We start from the raw sequence: 25,669 nt of genomic DNA, 5'->3' as shown, positions 1-25,669 counted from the left end.
TTAACCGCATTCCAAAGGATGTACTCGGTCAACTGTGGGAGCTGGCTTGCCTGCGATGGGGCCTTCAGCGTCACTGCAAAACCCAAAGAAAAAGCCCCCGCCCAACCGGCTGCGGATAGGGGACGCAGTCGGCTGGGCGAGGGCTTCTTGTACGACTGTTTTACTGCGCGATAGTTTTCACCGACACGCCACGTTCAACCGGCGTGGAACGACCGTAGATATCTTCGAAACGCTCGATATCGTCTTCGCCCAGGTAGCTGCCCGATTGCACTTCGATGATCTCCAACGGGATCTTGCCCGGGTTGCGCAGGCGGTGCACCGAGGCGATCGGGATGTAGGTGGACTGGTTTTCGGTGAGCAGAAACACGTTCTCGTCACAGGTGACTTCGGCGGTGCCGCTGACCACGATCCAGTGTTCCGCGCGGTGGTGGTGCATCTGCAACGACAGGCAGGCGCCCGGCTTGACCGAAATGTGCTTGACCTGGAAGCGGCCGCCCATGTCCACCGAGTCGTAGGAGCCCCATGGGCGATAGACTTCGCAGTGGTTCTGGGTTTCGCTGCGGCCTTGTTCGTTGAGGGTGTTGACCATCTGCTTGACGCCCTGGACCTTGTCCTTGTGGGCAATCATCATCGCGTCCTTGGTTTCCACCACCACGATGTTTTCCAGGCCGATCACCGACACCAGCTTGCCGTTGCCGTGGATCATGCAGTTCTTGCTGTCCTGGATCACCACGTCGCCCTTGCTCACGTTGCCGTTGGCGTCTTTATCGTTGACGGCCCACAGCGATGCCCAGCAACCCACGTCGCTCCAGCCGGCGCTCAGCGGCACCACGCAGGCGCGCTGGGTTTTTTCCATCACGGCGTAGTCGATGGAGTTGTCGGGGCAGCAGGCAAAGGTAGCTTCGTCGAACGACACGGTGTCGGCGGTCTGCTCGCTGCGCTCCAGGGTCAGCAGGCAGGTGTCGTAGATGTCCGGATCATGCTTTTTCAGCTCTTCGAGGAAGCGGCTGGCGCGGAACAGGAACATCCCGCTGTTCCAGAAGTAACCGCCGCTTTTGACGAACTCGACGGCGCGTTTTTCATTGGGTTTTTCCACGAACTGTTCGACACGGCTCACGCCTTCGGGCAGCAGCGAATCGTTGGTGGACTTGATGTAGCCATAACCGGTTTCCGGGCGGGTCGCCGGCACGCCGAACAGCACCATCTCGCCGCGCTCGGCGGCCACGGTGGCCAGGGCCAGGGCGCGTTGCAGGGCTTTCTGGTCGTCGATCACGTGGTCGGCGGGCAGCACCAGCATCAGCTCGTCGCGGCCTTCGTTGACCAGCATCATCGCGGTCAGGGCCACGGCGGGCGCGGTGTTGCGGCCGAATGGCTCCATCAGGATGCGCTGGCTTTCCAGCTTGCGCGCGCTCAGTTGCTCGTTGACGATGAACCGATGGTCCTTGTTGCAGACCACGATCGGGGTGTCCATGCCTTCGAACACCAGGCGCTCCAGGGTTTGCTGGAACAGCGTGTGCTCGCCGGTCAGGGCCAGGAATTGTTTCGGGAACTGTTTACGGGAAAGCGGCCAAAGACGTGAGCCGCTACCACCAGAAAGGATTACTGGGATCATGGGTGTTTCTCCTTGAATCGATATGGGTCAGAGCCTGTGGGAGGGGGCTTGCTCCCGAAAGCGATGTGTCAGTCGGCACATCTGTGGATGAACCACCGCATTCGCGAGCAAGCCCGCTCCCACAGAGGGAGCGTCAATTTCAAAAGCTAATCAGCGGGTCGATACCGGGCGTTTCACCCAGACTGGCGAGAGGCTCGAACCGGAGCCCGTCACATACAGCACCGCCGCTTCACCACGTTCCAACGCAACCGGCTTCACATCGCCGACTTTCTTGTCACCGTCATACAACGCCAGGCTTACCTTCACCGGGTTGATTTCACGCTCGCCACGGCCCTTGGCCGCCACCGACTTGACTACATCGGTCTTGCCATCGGCGGTTTTCAGGGTCAGGGCCTTGTCGCTGAGGTTCTGCACGCGCACCAGGGATTTCTGTTTGTTCTTGAACGGTGGCTCTTCAATCAGTTGTGGCTGGCCGCTGCCGCTGCTGACCAGGGTGTAGTAGTGGTCGGCGGCGAGTTTGACCGGCACGGTCTGGCTGCCGATCTTGGCGCTGTAGTCACCGCCGGGCATGAAGCTGAAATCGCTGCTGGCCAGTGGCGCAACTTCGCTCAGGTTGGTGTTGCCCACGGTGGCGCTGACTTCCTGGTTGCCGGCGTTGTACACCCGCACGAAGGTCGAGCCTTTGGGGGCGGTCGGGCCGTAGAGGGCGGCGTCGCCACCGGCGAAGGCGGACATCGATACGAGGCTCATGCCGGCAGCCAGGGCCAGGGTCTTGGCGAGACGACGCGGAGTTGTAGTGAAAGTCATGTGAGTTACCTCTCTTTCAGTTTTGCGCCCGGTCGGGCGTCTCGGATTTTGGGGAGTTGATAGCCATGTTCTGTTGGCGCGAACCGGCTTGTTTAAGCTGCGCAACCCACTGCGGGTCGGCATCACCGATTTCGTTGTTCACGGGCAGATAACGTTCAGGGAATTCCCAGATCAGCACCTGGGGCGGGTTGTTCTTGAAGTCGTCGCTTTTCAGGTAGCTGAGCATCGGCAGGATCGGGCCGTGGCCGTCCTCGGCGTAGCTCACCACGTCGCTGCCCAGGGCTTGCTTGAGGGCGCCGACGAAGTTCCAGTTGGGGTTGGCGCTGTAGCTGGTGCCTACCAGGGCGACCGGGGTTTCGCTGTCGGTGAACAGCGCGTCGTCGCCGGCTTCCTGCGCCAGGTGCGTCACGCGTTTTTCCAGCGGTTCCTTGGGGGGCATCAGGTTTTCGAACAGCGGGTCCAGGGGCAGGAACAGACGCAGGTCGCCTTTGTGCGGCTCGGTCTTCTCGGCCTCGGTGACGAAGCGCTGCGGCTCGCCGCTCAGTGGCGTCTGGTCGGCAATGGTCCGGGCCAGTTGCCTGGCGGCGATTTCGGCACCGTCCGGCGTCCAGTGAGTATCGGTACGCAGGAACACTTGGGTGCCGCCCAACTTGGCTTGTTGCAGCGGGCCGAGCAGGTCCGGGGCGATGATCTTGTCGGCGGCGACACGGGCGTGGAAGTCCTGGTACAGGTTGGCGTGGATGCTCGCCGGCTTCACTTCACCCAGATGCTCCGGGTACAGGCGCACTTTGGCCGGCACGATCGCCATCACCAGCTGAATGCCCTGGGCCTTGAGCTTCTGACGCACGCCTTCGACCAGTGCGTAGTTGCCTTCCAGGTTCTGGTCTTCGTTGACGGCGGGGTTGAACTCCTCGTCGCTGTACAACCAGTGATCGCGGCCCAGCACCACGCCCGGGCGGCCTTCGTTGAACAGCTTGTAGTCCAGCGCGGCCCAGAGATTGGTGCCCAGGCGCTTGATCGGGAACTCGTCGTCGTAGTGGGTCTCGACGGCTTTGGTCCAGCGGCCATTGAGCACAGTGGCGTCGGCGTTGGTGCTGAAGCCGAAGAAACTGCGCATCGACCAGGCGCCCAGGGCCAGCAGCAGCACCAGGAACAGCCCGATATAGAGGACGCGTAATGAACGGGTCATGGTCGGCTCCCTCAGAATTGGAAGTAAAGGAACGGCGAGAAACTCTGCGCCGACAGTTTGAGAATCGACGCCACGAACAGCAGCAGCACCGCCGCGCGCATGGCGTAGCGTGGCCAGTCCGCGGTCCAGTAGGCCGGTTGCACGGCGGCGTCCCGGCCCACGGTGAAACCGGGCTGGTGGATGCTGCCGGGGTTGTCGCCAGGCACGGCCTTGATCAGGCTCGGGTCGGCCGGCTTGGTTTTGTCCGCAGGGCGGTTGGTGTAGAAGTCGCGCAGGCCGAAGAACGCCAGGGTTGCGTACGCCACCACCAGGGTCGCCACTTGCAGGCCGGTGAGGCTGGCGCGGTTGAGTTCCGACAGCGACCACTCGCCAAAGCTGAACATGGCGCCGTACATACGCCCGGCCACATGCAGGTTTTCGGCGCGGAAGATCACCCAGCCCATCACCACCAGCAGGAAGGTGAACGCCCAGCGCACCACGTTGAAACTGCGTGGCGAGGTGTTGAGGCCGATGGCTTTTTCAATCGCCAGCCACATACCGTGCCAGGCACCCCAGACGATGTAGGTGATGTTCGCGCCATGCCACAGGCCACCGAGCAGCATGGTCAGGAACAGGTTGCGGTAGGTGATCAGTGTGCCTTTGCGATTGCCGCCCAGGGTGATGTAGAGGTAGTCGCGCAGCCAGGTGGAGAGGCTGATGTGCCAGCGGCGCCAGAATTCGGTGATCGACTGGCTGATATACGGTTGCTTGAAGTTTTCCATGAAGCGGAAACCCATCATCAAGCCCAGGCCGATGGCCATGTCGCTGTAGCCGGAGAAGTCGAAGTACAGCTGTGCGGTGTAGGCCAGTGCGCCGAGCCAGGCATCGCCCGTGGTGGGGTTTTGCAGGGCGAAGCAATGGTCGGCCACCACCGCGAGGGTGTCGGCGATAAACACCTTCTTGATGAAACCCTGCATGAACCGCGTGCAGCCCTCGGAGAATTTATCGAGGGTGTGCGTGCGGTTGTTGAACTGATCGGCCAGGTCGCGAAAGCGCAGCACGGGGCCGGCGATCAAGTGCGGGAAGATCGCCACGAACGCCGCGAAGTCGATCAGGTTGCGCGTGGCCGGGGTGTCGCCACGGTATACGTCGATGATGTAGCTGATGGACTCGAAAATGTAGAACGAGATACCAATCGGCAGCAGCACGTGGGTCAGGATGAACGGCTCAAGCCCCATGGACTTCATCATCACGTTGATGCTGTCGACGCCGAAGTTGGCGTACTTGAAGTAGCCGAGGATGCACAGGTCGACTGCCACGCCCAACAGAAGCCAACGCTGGGCCGGCTTGGTGCGCACACCGGCGGCCCCTACCTTGAGGCCAATCCAGTAGTTCCACAGCGTCACCGCAGCGAACAGTGCCAGGAAGTCCACTCGCCACCAGGCGTAGAACACATAGCTGGCAATCAGCAGCAGCAGGTTGCGATAGCGTTGCCCGCTCAAGTAGTACAAGCCGAGGAAGATCGGCAAGAACAGAAACAGGAACACATTGGACGAGAAAACCATCCCGATCTCTCCATGTTTAACCAACAGTCAAGGGCCGGAGCCCCCCCAAACCCCCCCACGGAAATTCGGGGGAGGGTGGTACTACATTCCAACTGTCGAAACCGGCTCAAACTGTGGGAGCGGGCTTGCTCGCGAAGGCGGTGTAACAGTCGCCATCTGTGTTGAATGACACACCGTATTCGCGAGCAAGCCCGCTCCCACATTTGAACTGCGTTTCGTCAGCTACCTTTGTTGCCTTTTTCATGCGCCGGGTCGTAGACCTTGGTCAGGTCGCCCCCCAGGCGGAATGTCTTGAACGGCTGCATGCCGTGCTTGCGTTCCACCACATCCGGTGCGCAGGTGTAGAGGGTGCAGAACGGTTCGAGCCAGGCGAATTTCATGTCCTCCTTGAGGTCCTTCATGTCCTGTTCCTTGCCGTTCTTCTGTTCGAAGATCTCCGGGTCCTTGACCCCGGCCAGCACCTTGTCGCCCAGGCGCTTGAGCGCGCCGTTGTTTTCCTGGCGCAGGTCCACGCCATTGACCAGGGCAAAACTGGCGATCATCGACAGCGGCGGCAGCGCGTAGTTGTGGTACGACAGGGCGCGTTGCTGACGCTTCAATTCGTTCGGCAAAAAGCCCTGAGCGTCGACCTGGTTCGCGCCGACCTTGTATTCCTTCACCGCCCAATCGAACAGGTCGCGGCGGTTGGTGGCGATGGACGTGGCCATCACCGACCAGGCGGCCCAGTACGAGTGGTTGTTGGTTTTTTCCAGCGGCAGGTTGTCCCAGTCGCTCACCACCTGGTCGGCCAGTTTGTTGAACCAGGCCTCGATCAACTGCGATTCCTGCTGGTGGTTGGCCAGCGGGTGCGAGTCGGAAAACTTCAAGCGCACATAGGCCGACGCCATGCTGCCCAGCGCCCATTTGCGCATGGACTTGCCGGTGTGGTTGAAGTCCTTGGACATCAATGCATCTGCCTTGGCCCAGCTGGTCAGCCAATTCAATGTGCATTCCAGCTGCTCCGGACGCCCGTCGCGCATGAACTGCATCACGCGCTTGCTAGTGTCTTTTTCCAGCTTGGTGATGTCGGCGGTGCTGTCGCGAAAGGCTTTTTCGGATTGCACATTCAGGGTGGCGCGGGCTTTGTCCGAGCCTTCGTACTTGCTGCGAAATTGCAGCGAGCCGGTGTACGGCGCCGGCATGGCGTCGCAGTCATTCTTGAAGTCGCCGGTCTTGAACGACTCGATCGGGGCGAAATAACCCTGGGGCGGACGCAATGGGGCGGCGGCGTTGGCTGCGCCGGCGAAGATCGCCAGGCCCAGCAACGATGGAATCAATAACTTCTGCATAGGTAACCTCATTGCCCAAGTTGGGCGGTCTGCTGACCACCGCTTGGGAATACGTTGCGTGTGCAAATTTTCGCTTCAACCTTCTGCGCGGCCTGGCCCGCTTCGGGGCCTTGCACTTCCACGGCCAGCAAGTTCTGCGAGGCCCAGTCTTCATCGGTGCGCAGTTCGAAGGCGAAACGCCCGTCTGTATCGGATGTCTCGGGTTTTTCGATCTTCAGGTCCTCGTGGCGCCCGTTCATGTACCAGAGGGTGGCTTGCAAGGTTTTCACCGACGGGTCGGCGAAGCGGATATCTATCTGGTGACTGCTGTTGCGCAGGTCTTTGTTCGAACTGTTCACCAGCAATTCGTTCTTGCCGGTTTTCAGTGTGGTGCTGGTGGTCATCTGCGCGGTCTTGCCTTCGCAGCCGTTGTCCAGCAACGCCATCATCTGGCGGTAGATGGTTTCCTGGTCCAGGCGGTACAGCGGCGAGAATTCCCAGATCAGGATTTTCGGCGGGCTCTTCTGGAACTCATCGCTGCCCAGGTACTGGATCATCGAGCCTTCCAGGCCGCCGCCGGGGAAGGCCACGTTGAGGATGTCGGCACCGATTTCCTGCTCCAGGAACCCGGCGAAGTTGTAGTTCTTGCCGCTGTGGCTGGTGCCGACGAGGGTGATCTGCGGGTTGCCCGAGTCACCGAACAGGTCGCCGTCACCGGCTTCGCCCTTGGGCTCGGTGGTGAACTGGTCCATGTACTGGATCGCGTAGCTGGTGCCGCAGAGCTGGCCGGCCATGTTGTGCAGGGTGCCGGTCTTGCCCATGCGCCCGGAGCGCTTGGTCTCGAATTCACGCTTGGGAATGTCGGCGAACTCGGGCATGGCGCGCACTTTCTCGGCGACGATCTTCGCGGTGCGCTGGGCGCCGTACGGGGTCCAGTGCTGGTCGCCACGGAAGTAGAAGTCGTGGGCCGGCAGCTCGTCGGGCAGTTGCTCGTTGGTCAGCGGCGACAGGTCCGGCACCACATAGCCCATCTTGGCGAAACGCCCGAGCATGGTTTTGTAGTTGGCCAGGGCCTTGTCGAAATCGAACTTGGCCTTTTCTTCGGGGTTGAGCTTGTTGCGGTTCACCAGGCCACGGGTCGGCTGGTAGACCACCACCAGTTCCACGCCCTTGGCCTTGAACGCGTCGTGCAGTTGTTGCATGCGTTTGTAGCCGGCCGGGGTGGTGTCGAACTCGGTGCGCAAGTCTTCCTGGGTACGGAACAGCCAGTCGCCCTGGGCCTGCACCAGGGTGGTGAAGTTCTGCTGGTAGCGCGTGGTGTAGTTGCGCGCGTCATGGGCGGCGGGGCACAGGCTGCAGCAGGGCTCGGCAGTGAAGGTCGGCGCCTTGATGTCGTCGGCGCGCACGCCCTGGCTGGCCGCCAGCAGGCCGAGGGTCAGACCCGAGAGGCTCAGCAATTTGATCATGTGTGGGTGCATAAGGGTCATCCTCAGTCCTGCATTTCGGTCTGGCGTTCGACAGGGTCGATCAGCACGGCTTTCTGCTGGCGCACCAGCAGGTCGAGAATCTCTTCCTGGCGATCACCGAGGACGCCGGAGAAGCTGATACCGCTGGATTTGGTCGGTGCCAGCATCGACACGCGGTACAGCTCGATGCTCAAGGGCGAGTCGATGGACAGCGGGCCGCTGCCGTTGCCGGCCAGCTCGCCGCCCACCAGGATCAGCGAGACCTTGGCGTCGAACGGGTCGAGCGCGATGTCGCGGTCGGTGTCGGTCAAGTCCTTGATGTGGCCGTACACGCCGGTCAGGCCGTTGGCCATGGCGGTGTTCTCATACAGCTTGATGTTCACGCTGTTACGCACCCGGATGCCGTGGCGACGGTTGCTGATCACCTTGTTGCCCCACAGCAGGTTGTCGGCACTCTCGTAGAGGGTGATGCCGTCGGTGTGGTTGCGGTAGATCTCGTTGTCGGCGATCAGGTTGTTCACGCTGTTCCGGTCGATCACCAGGCCCGACAGGTGGTTGTCGTAGCTGCGGTTGTTGAAGATGAAGCTGTCGTTCACTTCCCGCGAAATGATGATGCCGTGCTTCTTCTTGGTGCCGTAGACAGTGTTGTCGGCGATGATCAGGCCGTGGGAACGGTCGTGGGGGTCGATGCCATAGACAATGTTGTCCTTGTAGGTATTGCCCTTGATCACGAAGCCCGTGGTTTCGTAGCAGTAAAAGCCGTACCACATGTCCGAGAACTCGGAGTCGATGATCCAGCCGGTGGGTTCCGGACGCTTGAGCACCTTGGCCATGTTCGGCGTGTACTGGGAAATACTCACCCCGTACGACTTACTGTTGGCGTAGCCGAAGCTGGCCATCTTGCTGTTGGCCACGTAGGTCTCGGTGCCACCCCAGGCCAGCAGGAACGGACGGAATTCCTTGGGCGACTTGAACAGCGCCGGGCCGTTGGCTTTCTCGCTCCAGCCGGTGATTCTGGTGTCACGCACGAACAGCTGGCCGTCGTTGATCAGGAACGAACCGGCTTCCTGGGACAGGCGCAGTTCCTGGGTTTTCTTGTCGATCTCCAGGATGCCTTTGCGTCCGACCACGATCGGCAACTTGGCCAGGAACACCCCCGGCGAGGTTTCGCTCAGGTACTGCTTGGGCACCTTGCCCAACAGGTCCTTGAGGTTCATGTAGCCGTCGTCGACGAAGATCGCCTGGGGGATGCCGTGCTGGCGCACCACCCATTCGGCCATCTTGTTGTCACCGCCGATGAAGTCTTTGAGGGCGTCTTCCTGCATCATGCGGCGGATGCTGATTTTGCCGGGCTTGCTGCGTACGATCTTTTTTTCCATCGCCGCGGCCGTGTAGCCCGACAGGTCCGGCAGGGCCGGCTTGGCCATTTCCAGCGGCGCCGTCGGCGGGCTGGAAACGGTGTAGGTCTTGGCCTCCTGCAGTTCTTTGGCGATGGTCGGCGCCTTGACCGCAGCGCCTTCGGCAAAGGCCGAAGTGCTGGCAAGCAGCATGGCCGCGACCAACAGGCTGACCGAGCCTTTGAGGGCTTGAGGGTTCATTGCGCAGGCTCCCATCAGAATCGCCAGATCACGTCGACAAAGGCGCGGTGCATGTACGAGTCGACTTGGCTGCCATAGGCGTCGCCCGGTTTGAATACACCTGCACGCAGACGCACCAGGGCCGACGGTTCATCGATCGACTGGCTGAGTGCGGCGGGCAACAGGCCTTTCTTGAAGTACTTGGTGACCACCAGGTCCATCTCCTGGCCCAGGTCTTTCTTGCCGTCTTCCAGCGGCAAGGACGTGCTGGACAGGATCGCGCCGGTCACGTCGTCGGTGTTGTTCTGCACCGCGTCGATGCCGTTGCTGCCCACCGGCTTGTTGCCGTCGACACGCCAGAACTTGTGGTACACCAGGCTCGCGTCGTAGTCCTCGCGCAGCTGCCAGGAACCGAACAGGCTCATGGACTGCATGTTGTTCATCTCGCCGCGGAAGGCTTCGCCGAAGCGATGCACGCGGGACTGGGTGCCGGTCCAGTTCGAGCGGTTGCTTTGCAGGCCGTTCTGTTCGTACTCGGCGCTGGCGCGGGAGTAGGCCGCACCCACTTGCCATTGCGGATCCAGACGCAGGCGCACACCGAGGTCGGTGGCCCAGCCGTTCACGTCATCGCTGCGCTTGGCATTAGTGGGGCGGGTCCCATCGGCGTTCAGCGCGTTGACCGTGTCGCGGTCGCCCTGCATGCCGGTGATGCTGGCCCAGTAGTTGACGGTGTTGGTGTTGCGCCAGTTGTAGGCGTCGCTGTTGGCTTCAAGGCCGAGCCAGGTCAGGTCGCCGTTCTCGCGCTTGTCCAGCGGGTCGGTGGCCACGCCCGGTTCGGCGTAGTCGAGCTTGCCGTCGTCATGGGTGTGGTGGGCGCGCACGCCGACCCACTGGCCCGGCGTCCACTGGTAGGCGGCGTCGGCGTAGAAGTGCTGGCGGTCCTTGTCCTTGGGCGACAGTTCCTTGAGGTCGGTGCGGTATTCGCTGAACCGTTCGGCGGCGCCGACATTGGCCTTGAGCAAGGTGGTGTCGAAGGTCCAGTTCAGCGCTTCGATGTTGGTGTCGCGCCATTGACCGTCGTCATTGCGCAGGCGCTGGCGACCGAACTTGAGGATCTCGCCGGGGTAGGGCGTGAAGCCGCTGTAGCCGACCCAGAATTCGCGCAGGGCCAGGTAATTCTTTTTGGTCTTGCGGTCGTCGTTGCTCGATTGTTCGCTGGCGTCATCGGCAGACTGTTGCAAGGTGTCCGTCTCGATGATGTCGCTGGAGGTCACGGCCTGGCCCATGGCGTAGGCGCTCCAGTTGCCGCTTTCGCCATAGACCCACGGGCGCAGGTCCAGGCCGATACCGTTGACGTCGCCGCCGGGCTTGGTGCCCAGGTCGCGGTCGTCTTCGGACTGGCCGGTGATTTTCACTTCCAGGCCGAAGTTTTTCTGTTCGGTCAGCGCTGCCAGGGTCGGGCACGACCACAACAGGGCGAAGGTCAGGCCAATGCCGGCCTTGACGAATGAATTGAGCTTCATAGGGATTCCTCGCCGTCTTCTTCTTCCAGGGCGTGCAGTTGCAACGTGCTCTGGGCCAAAGTGCCGCGAGCGGCCAGTTCCTGTTGCACCAGGCGTTGACCCTGGGCGCGCTGGTCCGGTGTGAGCGGGGTTTCAAGCTGCGTAGCCAGGTCGTTGGCCTCGGGTGTGTCCTGGGCCTTGGCCAGCTGGCTGAAGACATAGGCGTTCACGGGGTCGGGCTTGGTGCCCTTGCCTTGGGAAAACAATTGGGCGATGGCGAAGTCGGCGCTGTTCTGGCCGTTGCGCGCAGCGGTCAACAGGTGGTCCAGGGCCTTCTGCGGGTAGACCTTGCCCAGGTAGCCACGGCGGTAGATCTGGCCCAGGTAGTAATCGGCGGCCACTTCCTTGCCCACGGCTTTTTCGAAGTGCGCTTCGGCAGCCTTGGCATCGGCGGGCACCCACTTGCCTTCGTAGTAGAGCTTGCCCAGCAACAGTTCGGCGCGGGGCTGGTCGGCGGCGCGGCCGTTGTCCAGGTACTTCATCATCTGGTCGACGTCGCCCAGCTCCGGGAAGTCGTAGAGCAGTTGCGCCAGGCTGACCCAGGACGCGGGGTAACCGGGGGCGATTTTTTCCAGCAGGGCCTGGGCGGTCTTTTCGTCCGGTTTGCCCAGGGTCGAATCGCCCAGGACACGGGCCACGCTGTCGACACGCTGCGCGGTGACGGTGCCACGGCTGTAGCCGGCTTCCATCTGCTTGAGCAGTTCGGCCTGTTTTTCCGGCTCGGCTTTTTTCTGGTAGACCGTGGCCAGTTCGACGTAGCAGATATCGGTGCTGTTCAGCGCGGCCTTGCAGATGCGCTCCACGTCATCCAGATGCTGGTCGTAGGTGTCCTGGGTGCGATACAGCAGCACCTGGGCCAGGCCCGCTTCCGGATAACCTGCCGCCTGCCACTTGCTGATCTGTTGCTGGGCGTTCACGTTCGGGAAACTGTGGGGATATTGCAGGTAGAGCATGGCCAGCGGGATCAGGGTATTACCTTCGCCGTTGGCAAAGGCTTTCTTCAACAGGCCTTCGGCTTCGTGGTGTTCGGCTTCGGTGCTGCCAGGCTTGGCCACCAGCAGGCGGCCGAGACGGGCCTGGGCACGCGGCGACGTATCCGCGGCGGCGCGGTAGGTGGCTTCGGCCTGTTTGATCTGCGCCGGGTCGCGGGTGCCGACCTGGATATCGGCCAGGCCTACTTGGGCCTCGCTGTAGCCCAGGTCGGCCAGTTGCTGGTAATTCTGCTGCGCGGTGACGGTGTCGCCGCGCTTGAGCGCTTCATTGGCCAGGCGCTGGTCGGGCAGGCCGGCGCAGCCGGCGAGGCTCACGGCCAGTGCCAATGTGCAGAAGGCCAGGACGCAGTGAGATCTGTTTTCTGTGGGGGCTGGCTTGCCTGCGATGCGGGCACCTCGGTGTGTCGGGTGTACCGAGTCGATGCCATCGCGGGCAAGCCCGGCTCCCACAGGGGGCAGCGGTGTTTTTGAGAGAGTCATCACAGGCATGTCCTCTGCTTACAGACCGTTAGCCATGGCTTTGTCGATCAGCCAGTTCAGCGAAGGGCCACGGTCGCTGGTGACTTCCACCGGGCGACCGGCGTAAGTGCTGTCCAGCGGTGCGTCGGGCTTGATCTGCACGCGGATGTCGGAGGACAGGTCGGCGCTGTTCAGGCTGGTGCTGCTGACGATGGTACCGGTGCGCACTTGTTCTTCGTCGGCCACCTGGAAGCTCACCGGGGTGCCCGGGCGCACGTCGGCGAACTGGCGGTAGGTGAAGCGCGCTTCGACATTGGCCAGGCTGCCGCGTGGCACCAGTTGGAAGATCACGTCGCCCTTGCTGGCGTACTGGCCGTCAGCGACCAGTTGCTGAGCGACCACGCAATCGCAGGGCGACGTCAGGGTGCCGGTCATTTGCTTGCCGAACAGCTCTTCGACCTTGGCCGGTTGCAGTTGGTCTTCGTCCAGATGGCCCTTGAGCACGTCGAGCATGCTGGTGCTGAAGGTTGCCAATGGCGCGCCCTTGGCCGCGACCGCGTCACCTTTGAGCAGGCTTTGCACGGTGCCGTCGCGGGGCATGGTCACGTTCATGCCGGGCACACTCACCAGGCCGGCCTGGGCGTGGCTGACGAAGTACATGCCGTACACCGATTTGAAGATGAAACCGAACGCGGCCAGGCCAACGATGAAAATGCCTGCGCTGAACGTCACCGCACGCAGACGACCGAATGCGGTCATGCCGCTGCCGGTGTCCTTGACCTTGCGCGCCTTGGTGAAGTTGTCCCGTTGCAGGGTCGCCAGCACGTCGCCCATGGTCACGATGTCACCCGACAGGTGCGAGGTGATCAGGTGGCGCAGGGTGGAAATATCCTGGGGTTCGAGGTTCTGGAACTGGCAGCCGGTGCGGCCGCTCTGGCGGTCGTAGGAGCGGATCTGCAGCTCCACGTCCATGGCCAGGCCCAGGTTGTCGATCACGAATTGCAGGCGGCCCTTGTGCACTTCGCCGACGGTCAACGGCTGGGTGGAGGTGAAGGCCAGGCCGCCGGCGGACAGGTCGATCACCCGTGCTTCGGTCGGCGTGCGGTCAGTATTGAAGAAGCGCAGCTTGGCCGGGATTTTCACGCGGGCATGTTGGCGCTGGGCTTCGGATTCGTGGACAACGTTGACGTTTGCTTGGCTGTTCATGGTGTTCTGACTCATAGGTGTAGCTCCTAGTTAATTCAGGCTTGGCTGTCAGACCATCATCAGCAACACGGCGACGAAAATGCTGCCGGCGGAGAAGGTCATGGTCCGAGACGACCAGGTGTTGAACCAACGTTGAAAGCTGGCCAAATCGCGGGTCAGTTTGGTGTCCTGGCGGGTCCAGGACTGTTGATCAAGGCGGAAGAACACGTAGATCTTCACCAGTGCGCCCATGATCTGGTTGTAATAGAGAATCATCGGGTAGGCCGGGCCGATCTTGTGGCCGGAGCACGACAGCAACAGGGTGAGGATCAGGCGGGTGATGCCGATCCACAGCAGGTAGGCGAGGATGAACGCACCGCCGTACTTGAAGGTGGCGATGAAGGCCACGGTCAGGCCGAGCAGGGAGGTCCACATCGATACACGCTGGTCGAACAATACGATGCTGGTGAACAGCCCGAGACGGCGCACGCCCAGGCCCAGGGCGCGGGAGTTCTGGCGCAGGTTGTTGCCGTACCAGCGGAACATCAGTTTGCGGCTGGCCTTGATGAAGCTTTTTTCCGGCGGGTGTTCCACGGTGTTGATCGCGGCGTCCGGCACGTAGAAGGTGTCGTAGCCCAGGCGCATCAGGCTGAACCAGCTGGATTTGTCGTCGCCGGTGAGGAACTTGAAGCGGCCCAGGCGCCAGTGTTGCAGCGAGTCGCTTTCCACGTCGGCGATGAAGCCGGGGTCAGTCACTACGCGGGCACGGAACACCGACATGCGGCCGGTCATGGTCAACACGCGCTTGGACAGGGCCATGGAGCACATGTTGATGTGGCGTTGAGCGAAGCGCAGCTTGTGCCATTCGCTCATGATGTAACCGCCGCGCACTTCGCAGAATTCGTTGGTGGTCAGGCCGCCGACGTTGCCGAACAGTTGGAACCACGGCACGGTCTTGCGCACCACGCCTTCGGCGAGCACGGTATCGCCATCGATCACGGCCACCACGGCGCGGTCGTCCGGCAAGTGGCGCGAGATGGCGCGGAAACCGAAAGCCAGGCCGTCGCGCTTGCCGGTACCGGCGATGCGCACGAAGTCGAGGGTCACGCGGTCAGGCGGTGCCATGCGTTCCCACAGGCTTTTCACCAGCAGCTCATCGGACATTTCCACCAGCGAGCAGACCACGGTGGTGGGAAAACCGCAGTCGATGGCTTCGCGAATCACCGAGCTGTACACCTGGGCGGTGGTCAGTGCATCGATACGGAAGCTGGTGACCATCAGGAACACATGGGACGGGTCGGCGGCCTTGCCCAGCTTGCGCACTTTGCGGCGCAGATGCGGGTAGACCACGTACAGGAACAACATGCCGCGAATGAAATGCGTGGCACCCATCGAGTAGCGCCAGATACCTACGGCGCCAATCAGGAAAATGAAATTCTTCGACTCGGAGTCGAACGTACTCGCCGGCAACAGCAGGGCGAGACCCATCAGCAGGCTGAGGAAGAACAGCCAGCCGGCGGATTGCAGTAGTACGTGTTTTAACTTGGACATAAGCGTCATCCGCAGGTGAAGGAGGTTCCCGGCTGCACGCGCTGGGGAGGTACGCGTGCAGCCCGGAACTAGCCGTCGCTGTTACCAGCAAATACCTTCGGTACGGCTACCGGCACTGGTGGCCTTGGCCATGAAGCCCACCAGGTCGATCACTTGCTTGCCTTGCGGCGCGTTGTGCGCCAAGGCACGGAACTTCTCGTCACGGTTGCCGAGGATGATCACGTCGGAGTTGTTGATCACGTCGTCGAAGTCCGAGTTGAGCAGGGACGACACGTGCGGGATCTTGCCTTCGATGTAGTCTTTGTTCGCACCGTGGACGCGGGCGTACTCGACGTTGCTGTCGTAGATGCTCAGGTCGAAACCCTTGCCGATCAGCATTTCGGCCAATTCCACCAGCGGGCTTTCGCGCAGGTCGTCGGTACCGGCCTTGAAGCTCAGGCCCAGCAAGGCGACTTTGCGCTTGTCGTGGCTGGAGACGATGTCGAAAGCGTTCTGCACCTGGGATTCGTTGCTGCGCATCAGCGAGTTGAGCAGTGGCGCTTCCACGTCCAGGGAACCGGCGCGGTAGGTGAGGGCGCGTACGTCTTTCGGCAGGCAGGAGCCACCGAAAGCGAAGCCTGGACGCATGTAGTACTGGGACAGGTTGAGGGTCTTGTCCTGGCACACCACTTCCATCACTTCACGGCCATCGACGCCGACGGCCTTGGCGATGTTGCCGATCTCGTTGGCGAAGGTCACTTTGGTGGCGTGCCACACGTTGCAGGTGTACTTGATCATTTCGGCAACGGCGATGTCCTTGCGGATGATCGGCGCGTCGAGTTCTTCGTACAGCGACTGCAGGACATCGCCGGAGGCTTTGTCGAATTCGCCGATGACGGTCATCGGGGGCAGGTCGTAGTCGGCGATGGCGGTGGATTCACGCAGGAATTCCGGGTTGACCGCCACGCCGAAGTCGACGCCGGCTTTTTTGCCGGAGCAGTCTTCGAGGATCGGGATCACCACGTTGGCCACGGTGCCCGGCAGTACGGTGCTGCGTACGACCACGGTGTGGCGGGTGGCTTTGTCGCGCAGGACAAAACCGATCTCGCGGCACACGGCTTCGATGTAGTCCAGTTCCAGGTCGCCGTTTTTCTTGCTGGGCGTACCGACGCAAATCATCGAGAGGTCGGTGTCGCGGATGGCGTCGGCGAAGTTGGTGGTGCCACGCAGGCGACCGGTCTGGATACCCTGGCTCAACAATTCGCCCAGGCCCGGTTCAACGATCGGCGATTTGCCGGCATTGATCAGGTCAATCTTGTCCTTGGAGATGTCTACGCCGACCACGTCATGGCCACGTGCAGACAGGCAACCGGCACATACTGCGCCAACGTAACCCAGACCAAATATGCTGATGCGCATCGCTTTTACCTCATTGTCACTGAAGACGTTGTTAATCAAGCCAATTATTGGCTGGCGTTAATATTTGCAAGCGTCACTGATGCCGCGAAAGTTGTGCGAATAGACGCCGACTTACCGCGTACAGGCATGTTTAATAGTGAGTGACTAACTATTGCACTCAAGTTGTGCGCAACGTGGCCTTGTTATTGGGGCTTGCCCTCAAATGCAGCCGGTCTCCCTGGGAGGAGGGTCCGACGCCAGTGCCGCAGGGTCTCGATACAGGCGCTAAGCCTTTTAATATCAATGCCCTGGGTGTCATCACTGACACATTTGGGTAAGCGCTGCCTTGGCCTATAGGGGATAGCAACCAGTCCTTATCGCCGCCCTCAACTCAATCAGTTGATGATGTAACCCGCGAGACAAAGTTGATGGGGGCAACTTCGCTACTTCCTTGGGTCGTTATGTAAGTCATCTCTTACAGAAACAGAGAATTTCGTTACCGGTGGTATGAGCCGCCTGTTTTGGCGAAGTTCCGAGCCGCTCATCCTGTTTCTTGAAATTTTTTGAAATATTGGAAAAGATGGCACTGGCACCATATTGATAGCACTTGCTATTTGGGCCAATAGTTGCGGGGAGTTGAGACGGGTAGATAGTTTTATGCCACTACTGTTTAAAAAAAGTGGTGCCACTACGAAAAAATTTTGGAATTGTCGAGTGAAAGAAACGTTAGAAATGCGTCAGGATATTTTTTGACGTCAAAATAATGACTATTTTTTGGCGCATGCGTGACATTTGTAGTGAGCGGGCTTGTCCCGCGCTGGGGCGCGAAGCGGCCCCGAAACCGGGCGATGGGTTTTTCCTGAGAGACGGAGGCAAGCCTTGTTGGGGCTGCTTCGCAGCCCAGCGCGGGACAAGCCCGCTCACTACAGAGGTCCGTTCAACAAAAATGTTTGATTGTTCCCACCGTTGGATTTCATCGCCTGTAAGAGAGGCTTTCGGCTTTATTCCGGTGCGTGATCGCGCAGGAATACCAGGTTGTCCGGCTTGGACTGCTCCGCATTGAAGCGGTAGCCCTGCACATCGAACTCCTTGAGCCTGGCCGGGTCGTTGATGCGTTCGTCGATGACGAAACGGCTCATCATGCCCCGGGCCTTTTTCGCGTAGAAGCTGATGATCTTGTACTGGCCGTTCTTCAGGTCCTTGAACTCGGTATTGATGATCCGCGCGTTCAGCGCCGTGCGTTTGACCGCCGAGAAGTACTCATTGGATGCCAGGTTGAGCAGCACATCGTCGCCTTGGGCGGCCAGGGCTTCGTTCAGCCATTCGCTGATGCGGGTGCCCCAGAACGCGTAAAGGTCCTTGCCCCGGGCGTTGGCCAGTTTGGTGCCCATCTCCAGGCGATACGGCATCATCAGGTCCAGAGGGCGCAGCAAGCCGTACAGGCCCGACAGCATGCGCAGGTGGTCCTGGGCGTAGCTGAAGTCGGCATCGCTGAAGGTTTCGGCGTTCAGGCCGGTGTACACATCGCCCTTGAACGCCAGCAGCGCCTGCTTGGCGTTGGCCGGGGTGAACGCCGGGGTCCAGCTGCCGAAACGCGCGGCGTTGAGACCGCCGATCTTGTCGGAGACGTGCATCAGTTCGCTGATTTGCGCCGGGCTGAACGTGCGCAGCTGCTCGATCAGTGCCTGGGAATGATCCAGGTACTGCGGCTGGGTAAAGCGCGGGGTCACAGGCGCGGTCTCGAAATCGAGGGTCTTGGCGGGGGAAATCACCATCAGCATGCAGTCGTCTCCTGTAATAGTGGGGCGATTCTAGGGGCTGGGGCGTTTTGACTCCACCTATGATGGTGATAGGCACGATCCGCTATGATGGCCGACGACTCTGGAGAGGGAGACCCCGTGTGCGAATAGCGCTTTTGTTATCGGCTTGCCTGCTATGCCTGAATGCCCACGCGGCGCCGGTGGATGTGGCCAGCCTGGACCGTGGCACCTGGCCCGAAAAACTCGCCAGCCCGGCGCTGTTCGACGTGGCCTCACGCGCCGAAATCCTCATGTTCGCCCACAGCCTGCTGGCCAGCGAGAATCAGGACGAAGCCGCACTCAAGCAACGCCTGGGCCTGAAGATCATCAACCTGGCGGCCATCGACGACCTGCGCCGCCAGTTGTGGCAACGCCTGCTGGAGAACTACACCTTCGCCCAGCAGAGCTGCGAGGAAGACGCCTCGTTCTGCTACCTGGTGGAAAGCATGGACGACCTGCGCGAGCAGGCCGGCAAGTTCGAGGTCAGCGAGAACTCTTTCTATATAGGCTGGGCGGGCCCCAGCCACGTGTTTCATGAGCGGTATCTGGACGAATTGCTGCGCAAGGCCGCGCTGTTCCCGCAGATCAGCAGCGAAGTCGCGCGGTTCGGCGACCACGAGCGTAATGGCGACGAATTCAACGACCGCCTGTTTCTGCTGACCTTCGACGGCGGCCCCGCCCCGCTCAGCGGCAATACCGACTGGCTCACCGACTACCTGCGCAAGCAGAAAATGAACGCCACTTTCTTCGTGCTCGGCAGCAGCTTGCAGACCCGCGTGGAGCGCAGTTCCGCCGCCGATGTGCAGGCGTTGTACCAGGGCCAGTGCGTGGGCACCCAGGGCTGGCAGTATCGCTCCCACAGCCATTGGGTGGAGTGGCAGAGCTCGATTACCCGCAGCGCACTGCTGGCGCAGAACCTGATGCCGGAAAACTACGTGCCGCTGTTCCGCCCGCCCTACGGCCAGCGCCGCGCGGACAGCCAGGGTTTTTTCCAGGCTCAGGGTTTGCAGGTGGCGTTGTGGGACATCGACTCCCAGGACGAACCGGGCAAGCTCAAGGCCGATGAGTCGGCACAGCGCGTGCTGACGCTGATGCTGTTGTGGCGCAAAGGGGTGATTGTATTTCACGACACCCAGGACAAGGCGCGGGTCGCGTTGCCGATCCTGATGCAGGCTACGGCACAAAGTGGCCTGGGCTGGCAGGACTGCCGGGAAGCATTTCGTTAAAAAGGCGAAGTGCCCGGCCCTGTTGGGGATGAGGCGTTTTTGCGGTGAATTATTGCGACAATTCGATGCAGGCGGACTTCCGACTTTAACGGGGACGCTGGCACACGGCTAGTGCTATTCGTCATCCTGAAAAATAAACTTCAAAAAAGCGTCAAAGTGCTTTTTCCTGTCACAGGTTTTGCGGTATTACGAAGTCAGATCGCCGAAACCTGCAGCACAGGTGGCGTCTTCCAAGACTCCTTCGGTGGGCCCCGCACTTGACGTCACTCAGGTGCATTCGGCGGTCGATTCGAGGCGCAGCACCGCCCAGGTATTGCGTCGACTGGCTCCCACAAAAGGTGACCGAGTATGGATGATCATGGACGTAACCCTTCTTCCGACCAGCCAATCCTTTATGTGCTTGATACCAACGTATTGATCCACGATCCAAACGCACTGCTCAATTTCGAAGAACACCACGTCGCCATCCCGATGATCGTGCTTGAGGAGCTCGACAAACTCAAAAGCGGGCACCACAGCGTGGCCGCCGAATGTCGCCAGGCGATCCGCCTGATCGACAAGACCCTGGGCGAAGCTTCGCCCGAGGACGTTGAGCTCGGCGTGCCGATCCAGCGTGGCAAGGGCGGGCCCAAGGGGTTGCTGTCGATTCTGATGAGCAAGCACCACGAGCCCAACAGCCTGCTGCCGGAAAACCTGAACGACAACAAGATCATCAACCAATTGATCGACCTGCACGCGCGCGACAAGGACCTGCGTCTCGTGCTGGTGACCAAAGACATCAATATGCGCCTCAAGGCCCGAGCGTGTGGGATCGCGGCCGAGGACTACAGCACCGACCAACTGGTCGACGACGTGTCGATGCTGTCCCGGGGTTATCACATGATGACCGGCTCGTTCTGGGACCGCGTGAGCAAGGTCGAAACCCGCCAGGACCATGGCCGCACCTGGCACCAGGTGCAGCTGATCGACAACCTGCCGGCGGTGCACATCAATGAGTTCATCGTCGACGAACAGGGCTTCGTGGGCTGGATCAAAGAGATCCAGATCGACAAGCTGCTGATCCTCGACCTGCATCAGGAACCCCTGTTGCACCAGGAAGCCTGGGGCCTGAAACCGCGTGATATCTACCAGAGCCTGGCGCTGTACGCGTTGCTCGACCCGGACATCCACCTGGTCAACCTGACCGGTGCCGCAGGCTCGGGGAAAACCATCCTCGCCCTGGCCGCCGCCATCGAACAGACCATGGTGACCAAGCGCTATCGCCGCATCATCGCCACCCGCAGTGTGCAGGGCCTGGACCAGGAAATCGGTTTCCTGCCCGGCACCGAAGCGGAAAAAATGGAGCCGTGGCTGGGGGCGATCACCGACAACCTCGAAGCCTTGCACATGGATGACGAAAACACCCATGGCAGCGTCGACTACATCCTCAGCAAAGTGCCGTTGCAGTTCAAATCCCTCAACTACATACGGGGTCGCAGCTTCCAGCAGAGCCTGATTCTGATCGATGAATGCCAGAACCTCACGCCGCACCAGATGAAAACCATCATCACCCGGGCCGGCGCCGGTTCCAAAGTGGTGTGCCTGGGCAACCTGGCACAGATCGACACCCCTTACCTGTCCGCGACCAGCTCCGGGCTGACCTACCTGACGGAACGCTTCAAGGACTTCCCGAACGGCGTGCACATCGCCTTGCAGGGCGTCCCACGTTCGATTCTGGCCGAATACGCCGAATCCCATCTCTAAGCTTCAAGCACAAAAAACGGGCGCCCCGGGGCGCCCGTTTTTGTTTCCAGCCGTCAGCCTTGCTGCTCGACCAGTGCCCAGTCGACGGCGGGTTTGTGCGCCCGCGACATCAGCGTGTACACCGATGGCAACACGAACAGGGTGAACAGCGTGCCGACCAGCATGCCGATCACGATCACCAGGCCCAGGCCGAAGCGGCTGCTGGCGCCGGCGCCCGAGGAAAACAGCAGGGGCACCAGACCGACCACCATGGCCGCCGTGGTCATCAGGATCGGCCGCAGGCGAATGCGCGCCGCGCGGATGATCGCCTGGGCCGGGGTGCAGCGGTGCAGCACCTGCAACTCGTTGGCGAACTCGACCATCAGGATGCCGTGCTTGCTGATCAGGCCGATCAGTGTCACCAGGCCGATCTGCGTGTAGATATTGACCGTCGCCAGGCCCAGCGCCAGCGGGATCAACGCGCCGCAGATCGACAGCGGTACGGTGATCAGGATGATCAGCGGGTCGGTCAGGCTCTCGTACTGGGCGGCCAGCACCATGTAGATCACGATCAGGGCAAACAAAAAGGTCAACAGCAGGGCGTTGCCCTCGTGAATGAACTGCCGCGAGTCGGCCTGCCAGTCATGGCTGAAACTCACCGGCAAGGCACGGCTGTGTTCCTGCAAAAACGCCACCGCCTGGCCCAGGCTGACCCCGGGTGCCGGGATGCCCTGGAAGGTGGCGCTGTTCTGCTGGTTGAACTGCGTGAGTTTGTTCGGCTCGATCACGTTATGCAGGCTGACCACGGTAGACAACGGCACCTGGCGGCCGGAGTCGGTGTCCAGGTAGAAGTCGTTCAAGTCCTGGGGCGTCAGGCGGCGCGACGCCTGGCTTTGCGGGATCACATCATAGGAGCGGCCTTGCAGGCCGAACCGGTTGGTGTAGTTCTCGCCGATCAGCACCGCCAGGGTGCTGCCGATGTCACGCATGCGGATGCCCAGGCTGTTGGCCTTGCTGCGGTCGATACGCACCTGGACCACTGGGTTGTTGAACGCCAGGTCGCTGTCGACCACCGCAAACAGGCCGCTGGCCCGGGCCTGGGTCTTGAGGTCTTCCATGGCCTGGTACAACGAGCGGTAGTCCTCGGTGCTGCGAATCACCATCTGCACCGGCAAGCCGCCCGTCGAGGCGGGCAGCGGCGGCAGTTGGAACACGAAAATCGAGTTGCCTTCCACCGCGTCCACGCGCTGTTGCAGCTCGCTCTGGATCGCGGCGGCGCTGCGTTCGCGCTGGGCCCATTCAGTGAAGTTGACGCCGGCAAAACTGGAGGCCACGCCGTCGTTGCCATTGATGATCCAGGTGCTGACCGCCTCTGGCAGTTCACCGAGGATTTCGCTCAACTGGTAGGCATAACGCTCGACGTAATCGAGGTTGGCGTGTTGCGGAGACTTGATGGCCAGTAACAGGTTGCCCTGGTCTTCGTTGGGCGCCAGCTCCTTGCTGGCGTGCCCGTACAGCCACGGCAGGCTGAGCAGCACCAGCGCGCCCAATAGCAGCATGGCCCCACGCACGCGCAGTGAGCCCACCAAAGCGCGCTGGTACATGTGCGACAAACGATGGAAGAAGCCCTCGGCCAGCCGCCCCATGGTGCTTTCGCTCTCCTGGGTGGGCAGCAGCTTGGCGCACATCACCGGGGTCAGGGTCAGGGCGATGACCCCGGACACCACCACCGAGCCGGCCAGGGTCAGGGCGAACTCCTTGAACAGCGCGCCGGTCAGGCCGTTCATCAGGCCGATGGGCATGTACACCGCCGCCAGGGTGATGGTCATGGCGATCACCGGCGAGGCGATCTCGCGGGCGCCGAACAGCGCCGCCTGCAGCGTACTGCGGCCCTCTTTGACATGACGGTGGATGTTCTCCATGACCACGATGGCATCGTCCACCACCAACCCGATGGCCAGCACCATTGCCAGCAGCGTCAGCAGGTTGATGCTGAAGCCGAACAGCGTCATCAGCCCCATGGCGCCGAGTATGGACAAGGGAATGCTGACCACCGGGATGATCACGCTGCGCACCGAGCCCAGGCACAGGTAGATGATCACCACCACGATCAGGATGGCTTCCACCAGCGTCTCGATCACTTCGATGATCGAGGCTTCGATGAAGTGCGCGGTTTCAAACGCCAGCGCCACCTTGACCCCCGGTGGCAGGGTTTTCTCGATGCCCGGCAACAGACGCTTGATATCGGCCACGATCAGCAGCGGGTTGCCCTTGGGCGTCGCGTACAAGCCCAGGTGCACGGCCGGTTTGGCGTCCATCAGCGCACTGGTTTCATAGGCGGCGGAGCCCAGTTCGACGGTGGCGACGTCCCGCAGGCGGACCAGGTGATCACCGTCATTGCGGATAACCATGTCGCGGAAGTCTTCGAGGCTGATCAGGTCGGTGTTGACCTGGATCGACGCGATCACGTACTGGCCCTTGATCTGCCCGGGGGCGGCCTGGAAGTTGTTGTCGCGGATCGCCTGCTCGACCTGCGCGGCGCTGATGCCGTGGCCGGCCATGCGCTGCGGATCGAGCCACAGGCGCATGGCCAGGCGCTGGCCGCCGAAGGTCTCGACCTTGGCCACCCCGTCGATGGTGGCGAACAGCGGCTGCACCACACGGCTGAGGTAGTCGCTCAGGGCCGAGGCCGACAAGCTGTCGCTGGAAAAGCCTACGTAAGCCACTGCGGTGGCATCGCCCGCCGAGCGTTCGATGACCGGGTCGTAGGCCTGCTCGGGCAGGCGGTATTTGACCTGGTTGACCTTGGCGATCACATCGCTCAAGGCCTTGCTGGAGTCCTGGTTGAGGGCCATGCGCAGGGTAATCAGGCTGCGGCCCTGGACCGACGAGGAACTGACATAGTCCACGCCCTCCACCGAGGCCAGCGACTGGCTGATCGGTTGGGTCACGAAACCCTGCATCAGTTCGGCAGGCGCGCCGGGGTAGTCGGTGGTCACGGTGATCACCGAGCTTTCCAGCAACGGGTACTGACGCACCGGCAGGCCCAGGTAGGCCTTGAGGCCCGCCAGCATGATCAACAGGCTGACCACCAGCGCCAGCACCGGACGGCGCACGAAGAGATCGGTGAGCTTCACTGGTTTTCCCCGGCCATGGTCATGCCCGAGGGGCTGTTGCGCTCGTTCAATACGCTGTGTTCCAACGGTTCGATGGTGGCGCCGTCACTGAGCTTGATCTGGCCGGAAATCACCACCTGTTCACCGGGATGCAGCCCCTCGTCAATCACCACCCGGCCATCGCGGCGCTCGCCGGTCTTGACCAGCACGCGGCGCACGGTAGGCGCCGCGCCGGCTTCGGCAGGCGGCTGCAACACGAACAGGTCTTCGCCATAGGCGTTATAGGTCACGGCGGTTTCCGGCACGGTCAGGGTGTCGGCCGGCAATGTCTGGGGCAGGCGCACTTTGGCGAACATCCTTGGCAAGGCATTCTGGGTGGGCGCCTGGAGCTTCGCCTGGACACTCAAGGTGCGCGAGCGGTCCAGGAACGGGTCGATGGCACTGACCCGCGCGGTGAAGGTCTGCCCGGGCAGGGCGTCGAGCACGACTTGCAGGTCGCTGCCGACCTCCACTTGCCCCAAGGCTTTTTCCGGCACGTTGAAGTTGACGTACAAACCCTGGTCGCCCACCAGGTTGATCAGGCTGTCGCCCGGGTTGACGTACTGGCCCAGGTGCACCTTGCGGATGCCGACGGTGCCGGCAAACGGCGCGCGGATGGTGTGTTGGTCGATCTGCGCCTTGAGCTCCTGCAAGGCGCCCCGGGCGGTGGTGTATTCGGTCTGGGCATTGTCGAAGGCTTCGCGCGAGGTGGCGTTGACGCTCACCAGCCGACGCGAGCGCTCCAGCTTGACCCGGGCGTTCTCCACTTCACCCTGCAATCGCACGAGGGTGCCTTGCAGCGGCGCATCGTTGAGCTTGACCAGTACCTGATCGCGCTCCACCCGTTGCCCCGACTGAATCGGCAATTGCACGATGCGTCCGCCGACTTCGGCAGGTACGCTGACTTGTTGCACCGCCTCCAGTTCGCCGATCGCTTCGAGGTAACGGGTGAACGGGGCGCTGCTGGCGGGGGCGATGGCGACCTTGATCGGCGCAGCGCGGCTGGCGGCGACCGCCGGGTGGCTCCACTGCCACAGGCCCCACGCGAGGCCCAGCAGCAGAGCGATGGCGATCAGCAGTGCGCCGGTGGTCCGAGAAACAACACGTCGTGGATGGCTGACGTGGCGCATAAGCGTCAT

General features: G+C 61.6%; 17 protein-coding genes. 2 read left to right on the top strand and 15 right to left on the bottom strand.

Translation table 11 applies throughout. The features are described from left to right. Positions 1-160: 160 nt before the first annotated feature. The 13 genes from ACW9IB_RS07205 to yaaA form a co-directional block, all read right to left on the bottom strand. The gene (locus tag ACW9IB_RS07205) at positions 161-1,612 is read right to left on the bottom strand and encodes a mannose-1-phosphate guanylyltransferase/mannose-6-phosphate isomerase (RefSeq protein WP_176995007.1); all 1,452 of its coding nucleotides are present in this window, start codon (positions 1,610-1,612) and stop codon (positions 161-163) included. A gap of 150 nt (positions 1,613-1,762) precedes the next feature. Continuing rightward, positions 1,763-2,419 (bottom strand): alginate O-acetyltransferase AlgF, encoded by a 657-nt coding sequence (locus ACW9IB_RS07200; RefSeq protein WP_457367056.1) that lies wholly within the window; start codon positions 2,417-2,419, stop codon positions 1,763-1,765. Positions 2,420-2,435: 16 nt separating this feature from the next. Further along, positions 2,436-3,608 carry an alginate O-acetyltransferase gene (locus tag ACW9IB_RS07195; protein WP_457367057.1) on the bottom strand — a complete coding sequence of 391 codons (1,173 nt, stop codon included), beginning with the start codon at positions 3,606-3,608 and terminating at the stop codon, positions 2,436-2,438. 11 nt (positions 3,609-3,619) lie between these two features. Continuing rightward, positions 3,620-5,152 carry an MBOAT family O-acyltransferase gene (locus ACW9IB_RS07190; RefSeq protein ID WP_457367058.1) on the bottom strand — a complete coding sequence of 511 codons (1,533 nt, stop codon included), beginning with the start codon at positions 5,150-5,152 and terminating at the stop codon, positions 3,620-3,622. 218 nt (positions 5,153-5,370) lie between these two features. Further along, positions 5,371-6,480 (bottom strand): mannuronate-specific alginate lyase, encoded by a 1,110-nt coding sequence (locus ACW9IB_RS07185; protein WP_457412953.1) that lies wholly within the window; start codon positions 6,478-6,480, stop codon positions 5,371-5,373. Positions 6,481-6,488: 8 nt separating this feature from the next. After that, a complete protein-coding gene (locus tag ACW9IB_RS07180) occupies positions 6,489-7,937 on the bottom strand; it encodes an alginate O-acetyltransferase (protein WP_457367060.1) in 1,449 nt (482 codons plus the stop codon). A gap of 11 nt (positions 7,938-7,948) precedes the next feature. Beyond that, on the bottom strand, positions 7,949-9,538 hold the full coding sequence (gene algG / locus ACW9IB_RS07175) for a mannuronan 5-epimerase AlgG (RefSeq protein WP_457367061.1): 1,590 nt from the start codon (positions 9,536-9,538) through the stop codon (positions 7,949-7,951). Further along, complete coding sequence (locus ACW9IB_RS07170) at positions 9,538-11,025, bottom strand: alginate export family protein (protein ID WP_457412952.1); 1,488 nt, start codon at positions 11,023-11,025, stop codon at positions 9,538-9,540. The genes algG and ACW9IB_RS07170 overlap by 1 nt, the downstream gene beginning before the upstream one ends. Beyond that, positions 11,022-12,536, bottom strand: a complete 1,515-nt coding sequence (algK, locus tag ACW9IB_RS07165; protein ID WP_457367063.1) for an alginate biosynthesis TPR repeat lipoprotein AlgK — start codon at positions 12,534-12,536, stop codon at positions 11,022-11,024. Before algK ends, ACW9IB_RS07170 begins: the two co-directional genes overlap by 4 nt. Before the next feature lie 18 nt (positions 12,537-12,554). After that, positions 12,555-13,721 carry a PilZ domain-containing protein gene (locus ACW9IB_RS07160; protein ID WP_457367123.1) on the bottom strand — a complete coding sequence of 389 codons (1,167 nt, stop codon included), beginning with the start codon at positions 13,719-13,721 and terminating at the stop codon, positions 12,555-12,557. Positions 13,722-13,769: 48 nt separating this feature from the next. Continuing rightward, entirely contained in the window at positions 13,770-15,251 is a 1,482-nt protein-coding gene (gene alg8 / locus ACW9IB_RS07155; protein ID WP_457367064.1) for a mannuronan synthase, read from the bottom strand. Positions 15,252-15,332: 81 nt separating this feature from the next. Further along, the gene (locus ACW9IB_RS07150) at positions 15,333-16,649 is read right to left on the bottom strand and encodes a nucleotide sugar dehydrogenase (RefSeq protein ID WP_457367065.1); all 1,317 of its coding nucleotides are present in this window, start codon (positions 16,647-16,649) and stop codon (positions 15,333-15,335) included. A gap of 980 nt (positions 16,650-17,629) precedes the next feature. Beyond that, positions 17,630-18,409, bottom strand: a complete 780-nt coding sequence (gene yaaA, locus ACW9IB_RS07145; protein ID WP_457367066.1) for a peroxide stress protein YaaA — start codon at positions 18,407-18,409, stop codon at positions 17,630-17,632. A 119-nt stretch (positions 18,410-18,528) separates the two neighbouring features. Here yaaA and ACW9IB_RS07140 point away from each other — a divergent pair, with 119 nt between their 5' ends. Then, positions 18,529-19,653 (top strand): polysaccharide deacetylase family protein, encoded by a 1,125-nt coding sequence (locus tag ACW9IB_RS07140; RefSeq protein WP_457412951.1) that lies wholly within the window; start codon positions 18,529-18,531, stop codon positions 19,651-19,653. A gap of 348 nt (positions 19,654-20,001) precedes the next feature. Then, positions 20,002-21,396, top strand: a complete 1,395-nt coding sequence (locus tag ACW9IB_RS07135) for a PhoH family protein (RefSeq protein WP_457367068.1) — start codon at positions 20,002-20,004, stop codon at positions 21,394-21,396. Between the two features lie 53 nt (positions 21,397-21,449). Here the strand turns inward: ACW9IB_RS07135 and ACW9IB_RS07130 are convergent, their stop codons facing one another. Further along, positions 21,450-24,512, bottom strand: coding sequence for a MexW/MexI family multidrug efflux RND transporter permease subunit (locus ACW9IB_RS07130; protein WP_457412949.1), 3,063 nt, complete (start codon positions 24,510-24,512; stop codon positions 21,450-21,452). Then, a complete protein-coding gene (locus tag ACW9IB_RS07125) occupies positions 24,509-25,660 on the bottom strand; it encodes an efflux RND transporter periplasmic adaptor subunit (RefSeq protein ID WP_457412948.1) in 1,152 nt (383 codons plus the stop codon). The genes ACW9IB_RS07130 and ACW9IB_RS07125 overlap by 4 nt, the downstream gene beginning before the upstream one ends. Positions 25,661-25,669 lie beyond the last annotated feature (9 nt).

Source organism: Pseudomonas sp. SDO524_S393 (assembly GCF_054071875.1).
The sequence above is the reverse complement of the archived record's forward strand: the minus strand, read 5'-3'. Positions and strand labels throughout refer to the sequence as shown.

What these genes read in the sequence shown, in the direction of transcription:
- algG (WP_457367061.1), bottom strand. Translation starts at nt 9,538, where the DNA reads ATGGGAGCCTGCGCAATGAACCCTCAAGCCCTCAAAGGCTCGGTCAGC.
- ACW9IB_RS07180 (WP_457367060.1), bottom strand. Translation starts at nt 7,937, where the DNA reads ATGCACCCACACATGATCAAATTGCTGAGCCTCTCGGGTCTGACCCTC.
- algK (WP_457367063.1), bottom strand. Translation starts at nt 12,536, where the DNA reads ATGACTCTCTCAAAAACACCGCTGCCCCCTGTGGGAGCCGGGCTTGCC.
- yaaA (WP_457367066.1), bottom strand. Translation starts at nt 18,409, where the DNA reads ATGCTGATGGTGATTTCCCCCGCCAAGACCCTCGATTTCGAGACCGCG.
- ACW9IB_RS07185 (WP_457412953.1), bottom strand. Translation starts at nt 6,480, where the DNA reads ATGCAGAAGTTATTGATTCCATCGTTGCTGGGCCTGGCGATCTTCGCC.
- ACW9IB_RS07200 (WP_457367056.1), bottom strand. Translation starts at nt 2,419, where the DNA reads ATGACTTTCACTACAACTCCGCGTCGTCTCGCCAAGACCCTGGCCCTG.
- alg8 (WP_457367064.1), bottom strand. Translation starts at nt 15,251, where the DNA reads ATGTCCAAGTTAAAACACGTACTACTGCAATCCGCCGGCTGGCTGTTC.
- ACW9IB_RS07205 (WP_176995007.1), bottom strand. Translation starts at nt 1,612, where the DNA reads ATGATCCCAGTAATCCTTTCTGGTGGTAGCGGCTCACGTCTTTGGCCG.
- ACW9IB_RS07125 (WP_457412948.1), bottom strand. Translation starts at nt 25,660, where the DNA reads ATGCGCCACGTCAGCCATCCACGACGTGTTGTTTCTCGGACCACCGGC.
- ACW9IB_RS07195 (WP_457367057.1), bottom strand. Translation starts at nt 3,608, where the DNA reads ATGACCCGTTCATTACGCGTCCTCTATATCGGGCTGTTCCTGGTGCTG.
- ACW9IB_RS07160 (WP_457367123.1), bottom strand. Translation starts at nt 13,721, where the DNA reads ATGAACAGCCAAGCAAACGTCAACGTTGTCCACGAATCCGAAGCCCAG.
- ACW9IB_RS07150 (WP_457367065.1), bottom strand. Translation starts at nt 16,649, where the DNA reads ATGCGCATCAGCATATTTGGTCTGGGTTACGTTGGCGCAGTATGTGCC.
- ACW9IB_RS07135 (WP_457367068.1), top strand. Translation starts at nt 20,002, where the DNA reads ATGGATGATCATGGACGTAACCCTTCTTCCGACCAGCCAATCCTTTAT.
- ACW9IB_RS07170 (WP_457412952.1), bottom strand. Translation starts at nt 11,025, where the DNA reads ATGAAGCTCAATTCATTCGTCAAGGCCGGCATTGGCCTGACCTTCGCC.
- ACW9IB_RS07190 (WP_457367058.1), bottom strand. Translation starts at nt 5,152, where the DNA reads ATGGTTTTCTCGTCCAATGTGTTCCTGTTTCTGTTCTTGCCGATCTTC.